Origin of the sequence: Woodsholea maritima DSM 17123 (assembly GCF_000382325.1) — a bacterium.
Lineage (GTDB): Bacteria > Pseudomonadota > Alphaproteobacteria > Caulobacterales > Maricaulaceae > Woodsholea > Woodsholea maritima.
Map to the genome: position 1 here is coordinate 177,219 of NZ_KB908058.1, position 14,888 is coordinate 192,106.

Annotated in this window: 16 protein-coding genes; 9 read left to right on the top strand and 7 right to left on the bottom strand. The window is 56.2% G+C overall.

From position 1 onward, the window contains the following. From H151_RS0109030 to dxs, 4 genes are read left to right on the top strand one after another with little or no spacing between them, the layout of a single operon-like run. Positions 1–255 (top strand): exodeoxyribonuclease VII small subunit, encoded by a 255-nt coding sequence (locus tag H151_RS0109030; protein ID WP_019961338.1) that lies wholly within the window; start codon positions 1–3, stop codon positions 253–255. Further along, a complete protein-coding gene (locus H151_RS0109035; RefSeq protein ID WP_040759203.1) occupies positions 255–614 on the top strand; it encodes a tRNA-binding protein in 360 nt (119 codons plus the stop codon). The genes H151_RS0109030 and H151_RS0109035 overlap by 1 nt, the downstream gene beginning before the upstream one ends. Before the next feature lie 31 nt (positions 615–645). Continuing rightward, positions 646–1,536 carry a polyprenyl synthetase family protein gene (locus H151_RS0109040; RefSeq protein WP_019961340.1) on the top strand — a complete coding sequence of 297 codons (891 nt, stop codon included), beginning with the start codon at positions 646–648 and terminating at the stop codon, positions 1,534–1,536. Positions 1,537–1,587: 51 nt separating this feature from the next. Further along, positions 1,588–3,492, top strand: a complete 1,905-nt coding sequence (gene dxs, locus H151_RS0109045) for a 1-deoxy-D-xylulose-5-phosphate synthase (RefSeq protein ID WP_019961341.1) — start codon at positions 1,588–1,590, stop codon at positions 3,490–3,492. On the opposite strand, the gene H151_RS0109050 is transcribed toward dxs, so the two are convergent. The 3 genes from H151_RS0109050 to H151_RS0109060 all read right to left on the bottom strand — a co-directional run bounded on the left by H151_RS0109050 (position 3,489) and on the right by H151_RS0109060 (position 5,383). Further along, positions 3,489–4,190: a hypothetical protein gene (locus H151_RS0109050; protein ID WP_019961342.1), complete on the bottom strand. Its 702-nt coding sequence runs from the start codon at positions 4,188–4,190 to the stop codon at positions 3,489–3,491. The genes dxs and H151_RS0109050 overlap by 4 nt on opposite strands. Before the next feature lie 87 nt (positions 4,191–4,277). Next, entirely contained in the window at positions 4,278–4,445 is a 168-nt protein-coding gene (locus tag H151_RS17555; protein ID WP_019961343.1) for a hypothetical protein, read from the bottom strand. A gap of 23 nt (positions 4,446–4,468) precedes the next feature. Next, on the bottom strand, positions 4,469–5,383 hold the full coding sequence (locus H151_RS0109060; RefSeq protein WP_019961344.1) for a hypothetical protein: 915 nt from the start codon (positions 5,381–5,383) through the stop codon (positions 4,469–4,471). Positions 5,384–5,558: 175 nt separating this feature from the next. On the opposite strand from H151_RS0109060, the gene H151_RS0109065 reads away from it, so the two are divergent. After that, complete coding sequence (locus tag H151_RS0109065) at positions 5,559–6,284, top strand: TlyA family RNA methyltransferase (RefSeq protein WP_019961345.1); 726 nt, start codon at positions 5,559–5,561, stop codon at positions 6,282–6,284. Positions 6,285–6,287: 3 nt separating this feature from the next. On the opposite strand, the gene H151_RS17065 is transcribed toward H151_RS0109065, so the two are convergent. Both H151_RS17065 and H151_RS17070 read right to left on the bottom strand, forming a co-directional pair. Then, positions 6,288–7,097, bottom strand: coding sequence for a hypothetical protein (locus tag H151_RS17065; protein ID WP_156823448.1), 810 nt, complete (start codon positions 7,095–7,097; stop codon positions 6,288–6,290). Between the two features lie 146 nt (positions 7,098–7,243). Next, the gene (locus H151_RS17070; RefSeq protein ID WP_019961350.1) at positions 7,244–8,308 is read right to left on the bottom strand and encodes a hypothetical protein; all 1,065 of its coding nucleotides are present in this window, start codon (positions 8,306–8,308) and stop codon (positions 7,244–7,246) included. A 225-nt stretch (positions 8,309–8,533) separates the two neighbouring features. On the opposite strand from H151_RS17070, the gene H151_RS0109085 reads away from it, so the two are divergent. Together H151_RS0109085 and H151_RS17075 are read left to right on the top strand one after the other, a co-directional pair. Then, positions 8,534–9,787 carry a class I SAM-dependent RNA methyltransferase gene (locus H151_RS0109085; RefSeq protein ID WP_156823449.1) on the top strand — a complete coding sequence of 418 codons (1,254 nt, stop codon included), beginning with the start codon at positions 8,534–8,536 and terminating at the stop codon, positions 9,785–9,787. 101 nt (positions 9,788–9,888) lie between these two features. Beyond that, positions 9,889–11,361 (top strand): MAC/perforin domain-containing protein, encoded by a 1,473-nt coding sequence (locus tag H151_RS17075; protein ID WP_019961352.1) that lies wholly within the window; start codon positions 9,889–9,891, stop codon positions 11,359–11,361. Positions 11,362–11,416: 55 nt separating this feature from the next. Here H151_RS17075 and aroC read toward each other — a convergent pair whose 3' ends face one another. Beyond that, positions 11,417–12,508 (bottom strand): chorismate synthase, encoded by a 1,092-nt coding sequence (gene aroC / locus H151_RS0109095; protein ID WP_019961353.1) that lies wholly within the window; start codon positions 12,506–12,508, stop codon positions 11,417–11,419. Between the two features lie 95 nt (positions 12,509–12,603). Beyond that, positions 12,604–13,191, bottom strand: a complete 588-nt coding sequence (locus H151_RS0109100) for a DnaJ domain-containing protein (RefSeq protein ID WP_026353936.1) — start codon at positions 13,189–13,191, stop codon at positions 12,604–12,606. Positions 13,192–13,309: 118 nt separating this feature from the next. On the opposite strand from H151_RS0109100, the gene pdxH reads away from it, so the two are divergent. Both pdxH and H151_RS17080 read left to right on the top strand, forming a co-directional pair. Then, positions 13,310–13,978 (top strand): pyridoxamine 5'-phosphate oxidase, encoded by a 669-nt coding sequence (gene pdxH, locus H151_RS0109105; protein WP_019961354.1) that lies wholly within the window; start codon positions 13,310–13,312, stop codon positions 13,976–13,978. Between the two features lie 80 nt (positions 13,979–14,058). After that, positions 14,059–14,886, top strand: coding sequence for a DUF1499 domain-containing protein (locus H151_RS17080; protein WP_019961355.1), 828 nt, complete (start codon positions 14,059–14,061; stop codon positions 14,884–14,886). The last annotated feature ends 2 nt before the right edge of the window (positions 14,887–14,888 follow it).

The window sequence follows — 14,888 nt, forward strand, 5'->3', positions numbered from 1 at the left end:
ATGAGCGAGTCCACCCCACAAGAAATTACAAATATGCCGTTTGAAGCCGCCCTGGCGGAGCTGGAGCGGATTGTGCAAAAGCTGGAAAGTGGTGATGTGGCCCTCGAAGAGTCGATCTCCATCTATGAGCGCGGTGCAGCATTGCGCGCTCATTGCGAAACCAAGCTGAAAGATGCCCAGGCCAAGGTTGAAAAGATCATGTTGGGCGAAGACGGTAAGATCTCCACGGCCCCTGCGGATCTGGATGCTCGCTAATGATCACGAGGGGTGAGTGTGCGCTGGAAGTCTCAATGGAAGACTTTTTGAAGCTGGACATCCGGGTTGGGCGGATTATCCGCGCCGAACCCTTTCCTGAGGCGCGCCGGCCCGCTTATAAGCTGTTTATAGATTTTGGCCCTGAATTGGGGGAGAAGAAAAGCTCCGCTCAGATCACTAAGAATTATACGATTGAGGCGCTGGCCGGGCGTTTGGTCTTAGCGGTTGTTAATTTCCCATCGCGTCAAATCGGCCCCATACGCTCAGAGGTGTTGACCTTAGGCGTTCCAGATGCTGAGGGTGAGGTGATGTTGATCGCACCCGAGCGCGATGTGCCCCTGGGTGGGCGTCTCTACTAAGGCCTTTCCCCCTGACAAAGAAGGTTTGGGCATGACCCGTTTTCTAACCGCACTAGAAGAAACCGCGGACCGCGTGACGGTGGCGCTCGATGCGTTGCTGCCGCGTCCGGATGGCCCCGAAATGCGCTTGGCGTCGGCTATGCGCTATGCTGCGCTGGGGCCGGGAAAGCGCATTCGTCCGTTCTTGATTATGGGCTGCGGGGAAGTACTAGGCGCGGATGAGCGCGGGCTGTTGCGCACCGCCTGTGCGATCGAATGCATTCACGCTTATTCGCTGATCCATGATGATCTTCCGTGCATGGATGATGATGAGATGCGCCGCGGGCGTCCCACCGTTCATATCGCCTATGATGAGGCGACGGCCGTTCTGGCCGGGGATGCGCTGCAAACGGCGGCTTTTGAAATTTTGGCTCATAAAGACACCCATCAATCAGGCAGTGCGCGCGCCGACTTGGTGGCGCGCCTGGCCCATGCTTCGGGCGCGCGCGGCATGGTCGGCGGTCAGATGATTGATATGACGATGGGCGATCAAAGCGATCCTGACATTGGCATTGTCACGCGCATGCAACGGATGAAAACGGGCGCTTTGGTGGCCTTCTGCGCTGAGGCGGCGTGCATTCTGGCTGAGGCCAGTGACGAAAAACGCTCGGCCCTAGAGGGGTTCGTTCATGATTTAGGTCTGATTTATCAGATCATTGATGATTTGTTGGATGCTGAAGGTGAGGCCCAGACTGTGGGAAAAGCGGTCGGTAAGGATCATGGACAAGGCAAGGTCACATTTGTCTCTATCCTAGGGGTGGAGGCCGCGCGCGAGCGGGCCAAGCGTCTGGGCGATCAGGCCAAGGCGCATCTCAACCTGTTTGGCCCCCGGGCCGACCAACTGCGTGAATGTGTGGATTTTGTCCTCCAGCGCCGCTCTTAATCGCGTACACTGAGGCTTCATTCGCTGAACTGGGCCCACAAAGGAATAATCATGACGAAGACCCCGCATCTTGACCGTGTGCACTCGCCCGCCGATCTGAAAGGCTTGAGCATTGCTCAGCTGCAAACGATTGCGGATGAATTGCGTGCGGAAACCATTGATGCGGTCTCGGTTACGGGCGGGCATCTGGGCGCGGGGTTGGGCGTGGTCGAACTGACCGTCGCGATCCACAGCGTTTATGATACGCCAAAAGATGTTCTGATCTGGGATGTGGGCCATCAATGCTATCCCCACAAAATCCTCACCGGGCGGCGTGATCGCATCCGCACTTTGCGCCAGGGCGGAGGCCTGTCGGGCTTTACCAAGCGCAGTGAGAGCGAGTACGACCCCTTTGGTGCGGCCCATGCCTCGACCTCCATTTCGGCGGGCCTGGGCTTTTCTGTCGCCAGTGACATGCTGAATGAAGGCCGCCGGGTGATTGCCGTGATCGGCGATGGCTCCATGTCGGCCGGTATGGCCTATGAGGCGATGAATAATGCCGGGGCGATGAAGAAAAACCTCGTCGTTATTCTCAATGATAATGACATGTCGATTGCCCCGCCCGTGGGCGCGATGAGCCATTATTTCTCTCGTCTGGTGTCCTCGGACGGGTATCGTTCGATCCGCAAATTTGGCAAAGGCATCGCTGAAGCCATGGGTGTGAAGGACGCCGCCAAGCGCGCCGAAGAATATATGCGCGGCATGGCCATGGGCGGGACGTTGTTTGAGGAAATGGGCTTTCGCTATATCGGTCCTATGGATGGGCATAATATGGAGCATTTGGTCAAAGTGCTGGCCAATGTGCGCGATGGCGAAGATGGCCCGGTGCTGATCCACTGCGTTACCCAAAAGGGGAAGGGCTATGCTCCGGCCGAAGCCGCCGACGACAAATATCACGGCGTGGCTAAGTTTAACGTCGTCACCGGCGAGCAGCAGAAGAAAACCGCCAACGCCCCCAGCTATACATCCGTCTTTGGGGAGACTTTGGTCAAGCTGGGTCATAAGGACCACAGTGTTTGCGCCATTACCGCGGCCATGCCCGGCGGGACCGGTGTTGATAAATTCGCCAAAGCCTTCCCCGAGCGCAGTTTTGATGTCGGGATCGCGGAACAGCATGCTGTCACCTATGCCGCGGGCCTGGCCGCCGGCGGTGTGCGGCCCTTCTGTGCGATTTATTCCACCTTCCTTCAGCGCGGCTATGACCAGGTGGTCCATGATGTGGCCATTCAGAAATTGCCTGTGCGCTTTGCGATTGACCGAGCGGGCCTGGTGGGCTCGGACGGGGCGACCCATGCGGGATCGTTTGACATTGGCTATATGGGCGCGCTGCCGCACATGGTGGTGATGGCCGCCAGTGATGAGGCGGAGCTGGCGCGCATGGTGGTCACCGCGCATGAGATTGATGATCGTCCTTCAGCTTTCCGCTATCCGCGCGGTGAAGGCATCGGCATCGAGATTCCAACCGATCCTCAGGCCCTAGAGATTGGTAAGGCGCGCATCGTGCGCGAAGGCGCGGGCGTTGCCATTCTGTCCTTCGGTGCGCGTCTGCAAGAGGCGCTGAAGGCGGGGGAAGATCTGGCGGCCTATGGGCTCAACCCGACGATTGCCGATGCGCGCTTTGCCAAGCCTTTGGATGGTGAGCTGATCGCGCGTCTGGTGCGTGAGCATGACGTGCTGATCACCATTGAAGAAGGCTCCGTGGGCGGCTTTGGCGCTTTTGTCCTGCATCATTTGGCCGAAACCGGTCAGCTCGATCGCGGTCTTAAAGTGCGCACCATGACCTTACCTGATGAGTTCCAAGATCATGACAGCCCCTTTGCCATGTATGAAACGGCGGGCCTGAATGCCCGCCATATCATGGCCAAAGTGCTGGAGGCTTTGGGCCGCGCCGACGACGCAGCCCGCGCCTTGGCTTAACCTTCGCAGGTATTTAAAAACGATTGCATCATCATGATGTCAGCTTCGCTGGCATAGGGGGCGAGGAGGGTATTCTCGCGCTCGCGCAGATGGATGCCGTCGGGATTGTTGAAAATCTCGCGGATAGTGCTGTCTACAGGCAGGTTGAAGAGCGCATAGGCATCGCCAGGATAATCCTCAGTGCCCTGTAGATGAGTCTCAACCACATAAGCCGGTTCCAAGCCAACATACACGGTGAGCGGCATAAAACCTTCAAGTGTATTGGTCTGTTCCCACTCATCATGGAAGGTTAAGTAAAGGACCGAGAACTCACCGCTGCCGGCATTACAGGAAAAGCCAATCTCGCGATTATCGGTTTCTGGCTCGCTCAAGTCTAAAAAATAGGTGTTTTCTAAACTTGAGGTATTCCAAACGCGGCCTGGACCATCGAGGCGCCTCAGCTCAGACCCATTACCTGCATCGGGATTATCCGGTGTCATCGCGGATTCAAGAGGCTGGTAGGCGTCATAATTTTCGACTGCGCCCTTGGCGGGGGGAGTTTTTTGAGAAGCCTCAGAGATATGGGTTTCACTCAGCGTTTCTGTATGCGCAGAGGCTTCACTTGAAGTCCCGCTATTTGTGTTCTCGGCATTGGCGTCATCTGCACCGCAGGCACATAGCGCCAGACAGCTGGTGATCAGTAGGAATGATTTGGTCATGAAAACCCCCATGAGTAATTGGTCTAGACCTGTATTCTTAGCGCTCAAGAATGAGCCAAAGATGAATAGACCAACGATTGTGAGACTTTATCCGCCGACGCGCGGCCATTCGGTGACAAGCTGGCGGTTTTCGCCTTCGCCCTCAACATAGCATTTGACGGCCCCGGCTTCGGTGCGCAGGGCAATCTCGCGGGTGATGTCCTCGTCGGTCACATCGGGGGCCAGGGGCTGGCGTTGAATATCGACGTTACACATGATGTCCTCCCCTTCGATGGGGCTTAGTTTTGCGGCAATTGGGCAAAGCGAAGGGCCGCGGTCCAGCGTTCGATCACCCGATCATTGGTGCGATCAAACTGATCACTAAAGAGATATTGGCGCAGGACCTGGCGTTGGTCATTGACATTGAGGCTCGCAAAATCTTCGCGCAGCCCGGCCGCGTTGAGATTTAGGCTCTGGGTCAGGACCAGTAATTGTGCGCTATCGAGGCCATTGACCACCCCGATCAGCTCGCGCACCTTATCCTGACGCTCAGGCGCGAAATACTCACGTTGCAAAACCACGCTTTCCTTTTGCGCCTCTTCCAGATCAGAACTGGCCGAGGCACTTAACGCCACTGAAGCAGCATGGATGGTACCGGCCTGGTAATAGCCCTGGATGTCCAAAACGGCGAGCGAGAGCGGATATTCGCTTGTGCTCAGCTGGCTGCCCGCCATCAAGCGGTTCATAACACTCAGCCGGTTGGCGTTCATCTGTGCGATGATCGCAGGCACAGCTGCATCATAAAGCGCATGCTTATCAATGGCATCGCGGGTACCAGAAATGGTCGCCGACAAAGCGGAGAGCACTTGGCTGGTTTGCCCCGCCGAGGTGATTGCCCCGGCCGCATTGAAGGCCGTGGTGAGGCTGTCGGCGGTAACATTGATGGTAGAATTTTCACTGGACAGGCCTGAGACATAGTGCGTGTAGCGAATGTCGATTATAGCCATAGAGTTGAAAATCAGATCATTTCGCGCTTGGCGCAGCGTGGCTTCATTGCCCACAGCCCCTTGATATTGCGCGCGCGCGGTTTCGATGCCGGTTTGAAAGCGCGCCAGCGCCCCGTCTTGATCTTCATAATGACGCGGCACCCCCTTAAAGGATGCACAGCCGGTAAGCGGTAGGAAGACGGCGAGTAGAATGAAAACCCGGAGCATAATCTTGACTTTCCCCAAAGACAGATTCTTCGTTCTTCAACTTAAAGGGGTGGGTGCCGTCTGGCAAGCGCAAACGAATGAGGCGAAATTAAGCCCAACATAATAAGGTCTGCCGACAAGACTAGGGCGAGGGGCAGGGCTTTGATAGATTAGACATCAATGGGTGGAGGGCGACATGCGCGCGGATAAATATCTCGTCGAACAAGGCTATTTCGAAACGCGTGCGCGTGCGCAAGCCGCGATTGAAGCGGGCGGCGTGAGCGTGAATGGCGTGGTGATCAAAAAAGCCTCCAGCACGATTCCTGAGGGCGCGGTGATTGAGGCCGTGGCCGCCCATCCCTATGTCAGCCGCGCAGCCCTGAAGCTGGAACACGGCTTGGCCGTTTTTGGTTATGACCCCAAGGATAAAATCTGTCTGGATGTTGGGGCCAGTACGGGCGGATTTAGTGAGATTTTGTTGTTGGGCGGTGCGCGTAAAGTCTATGCGGTCGATGTGGGGCGAGATCAATTGCATGATCGGTTAAAATCTGACCCGCGCCTGATCAGCCTGGAAGGCCAGGATGCGCGCGATTTAACCCCCGCTGAAATTGATGAAGCGCCCGATCTGATTGTCTGTGATGCCAGCTTTATCGGTTTGGAGAAAGTCCTTGAAATCCCGTTGAAACTCGCCGCGCCCGGCGCGCATTTGATCGCGCTGTTCAAGCCACAATTCCAGGTCGGACGGGCCAATATCGGCAAGGGCGGGTTGGTAAAAAATGACGCTGCGGTCGAAACCGCAGCGCAAGAGTGCCGGAGTTTTCTCACCCAAAGGGGCTGGAGCGTTACCGGTTGGGAGGAGAGCCCAATTCAAGGCGGTGACGGCAATCGTGAATATCTGATTGCCGCCGTGAGAGAGGCTTAGCGCTTAGTTGCCGCTGGGGCGCCAAACCCCGTCGGTCCCTTGGCACATATAGGTTTGACGCCCAGCCCCTGCGCTCATCATCCGGCAATTACCCGTATTGGCGGGCTGGCTGCTGGAGGTGGAATAGGTGCGCGTCTGGCGGTTTGATGAGCCGGGTGCGCCGGCTAATTCTTCTGAATTATACCGCTCATAACCCGATGAAGACTGGGTTTGGCTCTCATAAGCGTCATAGCCGGAATTATAACCACTAGTGTTGTCATACTGAGTGTTATAACCGGAGTTGTATCCGCCATTATTATAGCTGGAGGTGGAGTTGTAGCGGTATTGCTCGCAATCGCCGCCCCCGGCGATGGCGGCGCCCGCCAAGGCCCCTACGGCCCCACCGGCCAGAACGGCACCATCATTGCCGTCTTCCTTCCAGCGGCGATCGTCATGGTGACGACGGCGGTGGTGACGGTCGCGGCGATCATAACGATCATAACGATCATAACGATCGCGGCGGTCGTAACGGTCATAGCGATCACGACGGTCATGGCGATCATAGTCACGATGGCGATCACGACGACGATCATAGCGCTCACGGTCGCGATCTTGTTGGTCATCATGGATTTCCGCACCGACGACCGCACCCAGCAAGCCCCCGATCAAAGCCCCGGCGACCTGACGGCCCTGTTGCTGTTCGATGCATTGCTCATAGGTCATAGGCTGGCTGGAGCGTGAATTATAGCTTTGGGCCTGGCTGGCGCTGACCGCCATTGGGGTAAGGATCGTTGCGCTGACCAAGCTCGCGATGATTGCAAAACGCTTATTCATTGTCATCTCCTCTCCCTATGCGCCTTGGGCGCTGTGGGCGATGTCTCTTGATGTTGATCAGATCTTAACGCGCCAAAGCTGAGCCTAAAATGAACAAAGCCCGCCATCATTGTGGCGGGCTTTGTCTTAATTACAAGGTGCTGAATTTATTGACGGCTAGCAACTTCCCAGCGGCCATATCGGTTCTGACACATGCGAACATCGTCATAAACCACTTCGCCATTGGGCAGGAAAATCTCGGCATTACCCCGCCGGCACCGACGGTTTTGACCGTAGTAATCGCCCGCATAGACAACGCCGCGAACGCCTGAATACGGGTTTTCCCAATAATAAGGCTGGTTATTGGTGAAGGCGTGATAGCTGGCATAGTGATATTGCCCGCGGTCACAATCAGACAGGCTTGCCCCGATGCCGGCCCCGACCAAAGTGCCGAACAAGGCTGCATCATTGCTATCGCCTGCGGCTCCCCCCAGAATTGCGCCGAGCAAAGCGCCGACCAGCACATCTTCACCATCGCTACGACACGCATTGGCGTAATAATGATAGCGGTGATTGTTATAATGGCGGTCGTAATAGCGACGGTGATAGCGCCAGCTCTGACGGTCATGACGGCGATAATGGGGGTGGTCATAATAGCGCGGGCGATGGTGACGACGCGCATGGTGATCACGGCGATCATAACGGCGCGCATCACGCCGGGCGTCATGGCGTGCATCGCGGCGTGCGTTTTCGCGGCGGCGTTCTTGACGGTATTCGCGGCGATATTCGCGACGGTCGTCGCGGCGCGCATCGCGGCGGGCATCTCTTCGATTATCACGATGGCGCGCGCGATCATGATCGCGATGACCCCGGCGATCAATGTCTTGACGGTTCCAATCGCTATCGCGGCGGCTGCGGTGATCGCTTCTATCGCCCCGATCACGACGATGCTCGCCGCGGCTGCGGTGATGATCGCCCCGGTCCCCGCGATCCCCGCGGGCATGATCGCGCCGTCCATCCCGGTCCCCGCGATGTTCGCGTCGGTGTTCTCTGCGCGCGCGGCGCTCTTCAGAGGTCGGGGGTTGTAAATTCTCGGTGAGAGCGACAGAGCCGCTCAGTGCGCTCGTGCTTACAAGAATTGTGGGCTCAGCGGCATTGGCGGGCATGCTCGTGAACAGGCCCAGCGCGCTCACCCCTATAAGGGTGGCAAGAATAGGGTTCAGACTGGCCATGTGCATCTCCTTTGTTAAGGTCTTTTCGGCCAATGGCCCGCAAAGAAGAAGGGGCCTAATTGCGCTCAACACGGATGGGGGAGGGCCCAATCAGCGCCAGAGCTTAACCTTACTTTAAGAAGCGCTGTCTGAGTGCCAGATGAACAACATAGTCATATCCGTTCAGTACGGGTAAGAGTGAACGCGACAATTGACTTTTCGGTTCACTCATCACTTTGTGGCTTCATGAAAAAAAGACGAAACGCCCCTAAACGCCCCGAGATTGAAATGACCTTACAGGCCAAGGCCCTGGGCGCGCGCGCCGATAGCGTGTGCGAAGGCCCGGTTTATGTGCCAGGCTTGTTGCCGGGTGAAAGGGCGCGGGTCAGTGTGACGGGTGATCGGGGCCGGGTGATTGAACGCCTGAGTGATGCGCCCGAGCGGGTTGCGCCCTTCTGCCCGGTGGCGCAGCGGTGTGGGGGCTGTGCCCTGCAGCATTTTGAAAAGTCCGCTTATCAGGCCTGGAAGCGTAATTTGGTGGTGGAAGCTCTGGCGCGCGAGGGTCTCGATGTTGAGATTGCGCCCTTGGTCGAAGCCTGGGGGCAGGGCCGTCGGCGCGCCCGCCTGCATGCCAAGCGGGTCGGAAAGCGCGTGATCTTTGGCTATGGCGAACGTGCCGCGCATAGCGTGGTCGATGTCGAGGCTTGTCCCGTCGCGCATCCTTTGATCAGTGAGAATATTGCGGCCCTGCGCGCATTGGCCGAGCAGATCACACCGGATAAAACCACGCTTGATTTTGCACTGACCGCCAGTGATGCCGGGCTCGATGTCGGTATTGAAGGTCTTAAAGCCATCGGTTTGAATGAGCGTGAAGCGGCTGGCGACTTTGCCCATCGTCATAATTGGGCGCGGGTGAGTTTAAACGGTGAAGTTGCGGTGGAGCGTGCCCGGCCCACCATCGCTTTTGGGGCGGCGAAAACCGTACCGCCGGCGGGCAGTTTCCTGCAGGCCACCGATGCGGGTGAGGATTATCTGACCGGGCGCGCGATGGCCGCCGCGAAAGGCGCGAAGGCGATCTTGGACCTTTATGCCGGTTCAGGCGCGTTCGGGCTGCGTTTGGCGCAATTGGCACCGGTACAGGGTGTTGAGGGCGAGGCAGGCCCCCTCCAAGCCATGCGTGATAGCGCCGATCATACGCCGGGCCTTAAACCCGTCACGACTTTGGTACGCGATTTGGCACGCGAGCCTTTGACGATTAATGAGCTCAAAGACTTTGACTGTGTGGTCATTGACCCGCCGCGCAGTGGCGCGCGTGCACAATGTGAAAACCTGGCGGGCAGTGATTGCGCCACGATTATCTCTGTTTCGTGCAACCCCGCCACCTTTGCACGCGATGGCGCGATTTTGCTGGCGGGCGGGTACCGCATGGGGCCTGTCACCCCGGTCGATCAATTTGCCTGGACCGGTCATGTCGAGGTGATCGCAGAGTTCTCAAAATAAGATCATCGTTAAGCTTAATTCAATTTAAGGTTGTGCTGCGGTTGTAAATCTGCCATTGAACGCGCGGGGGTGCTTGTTTTCACGATGTGAAAGGAAGCATTATGAAAAGCTTAGATCACGTAGCTCATCAAAACCTTTTAAATGAGCCCACCCACCATAAATCCAATACCAAAGCCGCTTTGATGCGCCACCAAGAGAATTTGGTGGAGCGCTATTTGCCAGGTGTTGAAGTTATCGGTGCGGGCTATAATCCTTTTGGCGTTTATGCCTCAACCGATAGTGTAACGGTTCAATTGTTTGACTGGCAGTCAGCACCGAGTGAACCTGTCATCTTTAACCCTGATTATATTGCGCCAAAAGCTGTTAGCGTTCAGCAGAATGACGAAGCGCGCTATACCAATGTTTCTGGGAAAACAATCAACACCTTTCAAAAGAATTTCAGCCTAAAGGTCACCGTTGCGGGCTCGTACAATTTATTTTCGGGCTCTGTATCAAATGAATTTTCATCTTCTGAAACGCGCAATGCGGAAAACGAGTTTTCTCGTATTCAGCAATCTATTCGCGTATGGTCTTTGCGCTTGGCCTATACGGACTCGTTGCGGGAGTATTTGAAGGCAGATGTGCGTGACTATATTGATTCCATTCAATCGGACGCGCAGATTGAAATTCTGTTCGACCGTTATGGTAGTCACTTCTTAACCGGTGTTGTCATGGGTGGGGCCGCGATCATGGCCTCATCGACCAACAAGGTCCAAGTCGACCATACCTATGAGAATGAGACGATTGCCAAGGCCAGTTATGAAGCCTTAACCGGGCAGATCAGCGCGGAAACCGCCGCGAAATATCGCCAATCCATGTCCAGCTTCTCACAAAACTCTGACATTCATAAGATCGTCGTGGGCGGCGATGGTGTCGCTGGGGCCAAGGTCTATAGCGGTGACAAGGCTGATTTTGACGCCTGGGCTGATACCGTGGGCACATCACCGGATTTTGTAGACTTCGTTTCTTCTGTTCCGATGTTGGGCATTTGGGAATTGTGCAAAGACGATGCCCAAGCCAAAAAAATGGAGGATTACTATAATAACACTTGGGCGCCGCGTAAGTCAAAAGAAGCTCAAATATATGCTGATTATATTGACGCGGTTGAGGTTATTCAAAGTAACAGCTCTGGTGTCCGTCCACCGTCAGGGTATACCAAAATTGATTATGATCTCAACAAAGGCGCCGGCGGGGATTATATCTATCTATGCTATCATAAAGCCCGCTATAGCGCCTATAGTGAAAACAAAGACTGCGTATCTGACTTGATCATAATCAAGGGCAATGGTGCACGCGCGCCTTCAGGCTATACCAAAATCGATGTTGATTTAAATGAAGATGCGGGTGGGAAATATCTCTATCTTTGTTATAAAAAACAAAGCTATGATAATGTTGAAGCAATCAAAGGCTTGGCGGTTGTCGGTGGCGATAATTCACATACACCGGCACCATACGGTTATAGGCGTATTGATACAGACGTCAATGAAGGTGCTGGTGGTGAATATATCTATATTTGCTACTCAAAAGGCGCTTGATTTTGGTATTATAAAATAAATGTAGAGGGGGCTTCATTGAAGCCCCCTCTATGTTTTAACCGATTTGGCCGCGATGGCGTAGCTTTTGATCGGCCAGAACCAAGGCGGCCATAGCCTCACCCACAGGCACGGCGCGAATACCCACGCAGGGGTCATGACGGCCATGGGTGGCCACGCTTGTGGGGTGTAAGTCACGGGTCAGGGATTGCTTTTCGATGCGGACCGAGGAGGTGGGTTTAACCGCAAAGCGCACAATCACATCCTGACCGGTGGAAATCCCGCCCAGAATACCGCCATTATAATTCGTTGGGAATTCGATCTGGCCCTCGCCATTCAGCACCATTTCATCCCCGGCTTGGTCCCCGCTGAGGCCAGCGGCCTCCATCCCGGTGCCAATCTCCACCCCCTTAACGGCGTTAATGCTCATCATGGCGCTGGCGAGCTCATTATCCAGCTTGCCATAAACCGGTGCCCCCCATCCGGGCGGCAGGCCGGAGATCACAACCTCGACCATTGCGCCCAGGGATGACCCCGCCTTGCGCGCCGCATCCATATCCGCTTCCCACAGGGCAATCATGTCGGGATCCGGACAGAAGAAGGGATTGTCATGGACGATGGACCAATCCCAGCGCCTTGTATCAATCTTGCGCGGTCCGATCTGGGTCAGGGCGGCGCGAATTTGAATATCGGGGCCCAGGATTTTGCGCGCTACGCCACCGGCGGCCACGCGCGCAGCGGTTTCACGCGCAGAAGAGCGCCCGCCGCCGCGATAATCGCGCACGCCATATTTGGCATCATAGGTATAGTCGGCATGGCCGGGGCGCCATTTATCGCGAATGTCGGAATAGTCTTTTGAGCGTTGATCGGTATTGCGGATCATTAAAGAGATCGGCGTGCCGGTGGTGACTTGGCCCCCGGTGCGATCGTCTTTGAAGACGCCTGATAGGATTTCCACCAAATCGTCTTCGCGGCGCTGGGTGACATGGCGCGATCCGCCAGGTTTGCGCTGATCCAAAAAGGGCTGAATATCCTCAACGCTCAAAGGGATGTTCGGCGGGCAGCCATCAATGACACAGCCCAGGGCCGGGCCATGGCTTTCGCCCCAAGTGGTTACGGTTAATAAGTGGCCAAAACGGTTATGCGACATCGACAATCCCACCGGTTATGCGGGTATAAAACAAAGCCCAGACATTAGGGCTAAACGCCAAGGGGGTCAGCTTCTTTATCAGCTAGGCTTGGGGATTAGGCCGCATTACGTGCGCGTGCCCAATTGGCAAAGCGCCGTGCGGGCGAGGGGCGGGCAAATTGATCGACAAAATTATCCAGCGCCGCACCCACCGCATCCATCGGCACGGTCATCGTGTTCGCAGAGGGGGCAGGCTCGGCGCGCTGAGCGCGGCTGGCGGTCATTTCCACGACGCGAAGGCGTAATTGCAGATAAGGCTCCCCCTCTGGATAGAGGATTTGGCCCGAATACGCCCCGGCGGGAACGCGAATAATCACGCGTTTTCCGGCGGCATCGGCGGTGCGCACCACGCCGCGCACGGCTTCGGCTTCACTAATGTCGAGAAAACCCGCATCAATCACCGGTTTGGGATCGTTCGCCATATGACGAGCGGTCGTGGCATGCTGGCCATGCTGCTCTAATGTACGATAGGCGGCGAGCGCCTGGGCGAGCGCCTTTAATGTGGCCGGTGTTGGCGCGACGACATCGGGGTGAAGGTCTTTAACCTGCACGCGAAAAGCCCGCTTGACCTCAGCCGGTGAAGCGCCGATCGCAAGGCCCAAAGTTTGGTAAGCTTCGGCCGGGGTGAGGGTGCATGTCGTCATAAGACCGCTACTTTAACCCTAAGAGGGTGAGTAAAAGGTTGACATTGACTGGATCGCCGCATGGTCGTGAGTCTCAAACCGCCCTACATAAGAGCGATAATCCGTTAAGAGGTGAGATATGGCGCAAAATCCAATCATTCCGCCCAGCCCCGATGGGGATGAGTATGCCAAGGCCCATGAAGCCAATGCGGCAGAGATCTTCACCCGTGAAGATCCTTTTGCCTTGTTTGGCGAATGGCTGGACGCGGCAAAGGCCAAAGAGCCTAATGATCCCAATGCTATGGCTTTGGCGACGGCGGACCGCGATGGTCTTCCCGATGTGCGTATGGTGCTTTTGAAGGATTTTGATCCCACCGGATTTGTCTTTTACACCAATACCCAAAGCGCCAAAGGTCAGCAATTGGATGACAATGCCAAGGCTGCGCTTTGTTTTCATTGGAAGTCCCTGCGTCGTCAGGTCCGCATCAGAGGTCTTGTCAGCCGGGTGAGTGATGAGGAGGCAGACGCCTATTTCCACAGCCGCCACCGTGATAGTCGGATTGGGGCTTGGGCCTCAAAGCAATCACGGCCCTTGGAAAGCCGTTTTGCCTTGGAAAAACAAGTCGCCAAATATGCCGCTAAATTTGGCCTGGGTGCGGTGCCGCGCCCTGAGCACTGGACAGGCTATCGTATCACCCCAATCCATTTGGAGTTTTGGCGTGATCGCCCCTTCCGACTTCATGACAGAATGGTTTTTGATCGAAAAAGCACGGATCTGCCCTGGACTGTCACGCGTTTGTATCCTTAATTGGGTAATATTCCCGTCAAGGTTTAGTGGGAATCGCAATCGCGGTTCCCGGCTAAGCGCACTTGTTTGGGGGCAAGGATATGAAAGCGCTTTTTTCGGCTCTACGCGGGCTGGCGATTACATTGGCCGCCTTCATGGTGGTCTTCATTCCGGTCTGGTTCGCCAGTGCGGCGCTTTTGACCAAGGGCGATTTTATTGATTGGCAATTGGGCCTGTTGGTTTTGACCCAAACTTTCGGCCCCTATATATTATGGGCCGGCTTGATCGTTGGCGTCTTTTCCCTCATCATGATCGTCGCGCAGCGCATCGTGTTTCGCCATCCCCAAACCGGTTGGGCGATTGGCGTGACGGCCGTGGTAATGGCGCTGGGCGGGCTGGGGTATGGCCATTGGCAGGGCCAGGCACTGGCCGCGCAGCCGCGCCTGAGCGATGTGACCACGGATATGGTTGATCCCCCTTATTTTACGCCCTCTTTAGTGCAGCGTCGCGGGCCAGAGGCCTTGCCGCTGACCTATGAAGGTAAGCTCGACCCGGTGTGGCAGCGCCCGATGGCAGAGCTTCAAGCGCAATATTATCCCGATCTCGGCCCGCTTTACGTGGCGGCTGACCCGCGTGAGACCTTTCGCGCGGCCCTGTGGGTGGCCCGCGATCTGGGCTGGGCCGTGCCCAGTGCCTCAGAGACTGCGATGATGTTTGAAGCCACGGACGAATCGCTCTGGTTCGGCTTTGAAGACGACATCGTGGTGCGCGTGACGGCACACGAGGGCGGATCGCGGGTCGATGCGCGCTCGGTCTCGCGATATCTAGAAACCGATCAGGGTGCGAATGTACACCGCATTGAGCGCTTTTTTGTCGCCTTGCGGGCCAATCTCAGCGCCGAAGATGCTATAGCGACGCCCGCACGTTAGAG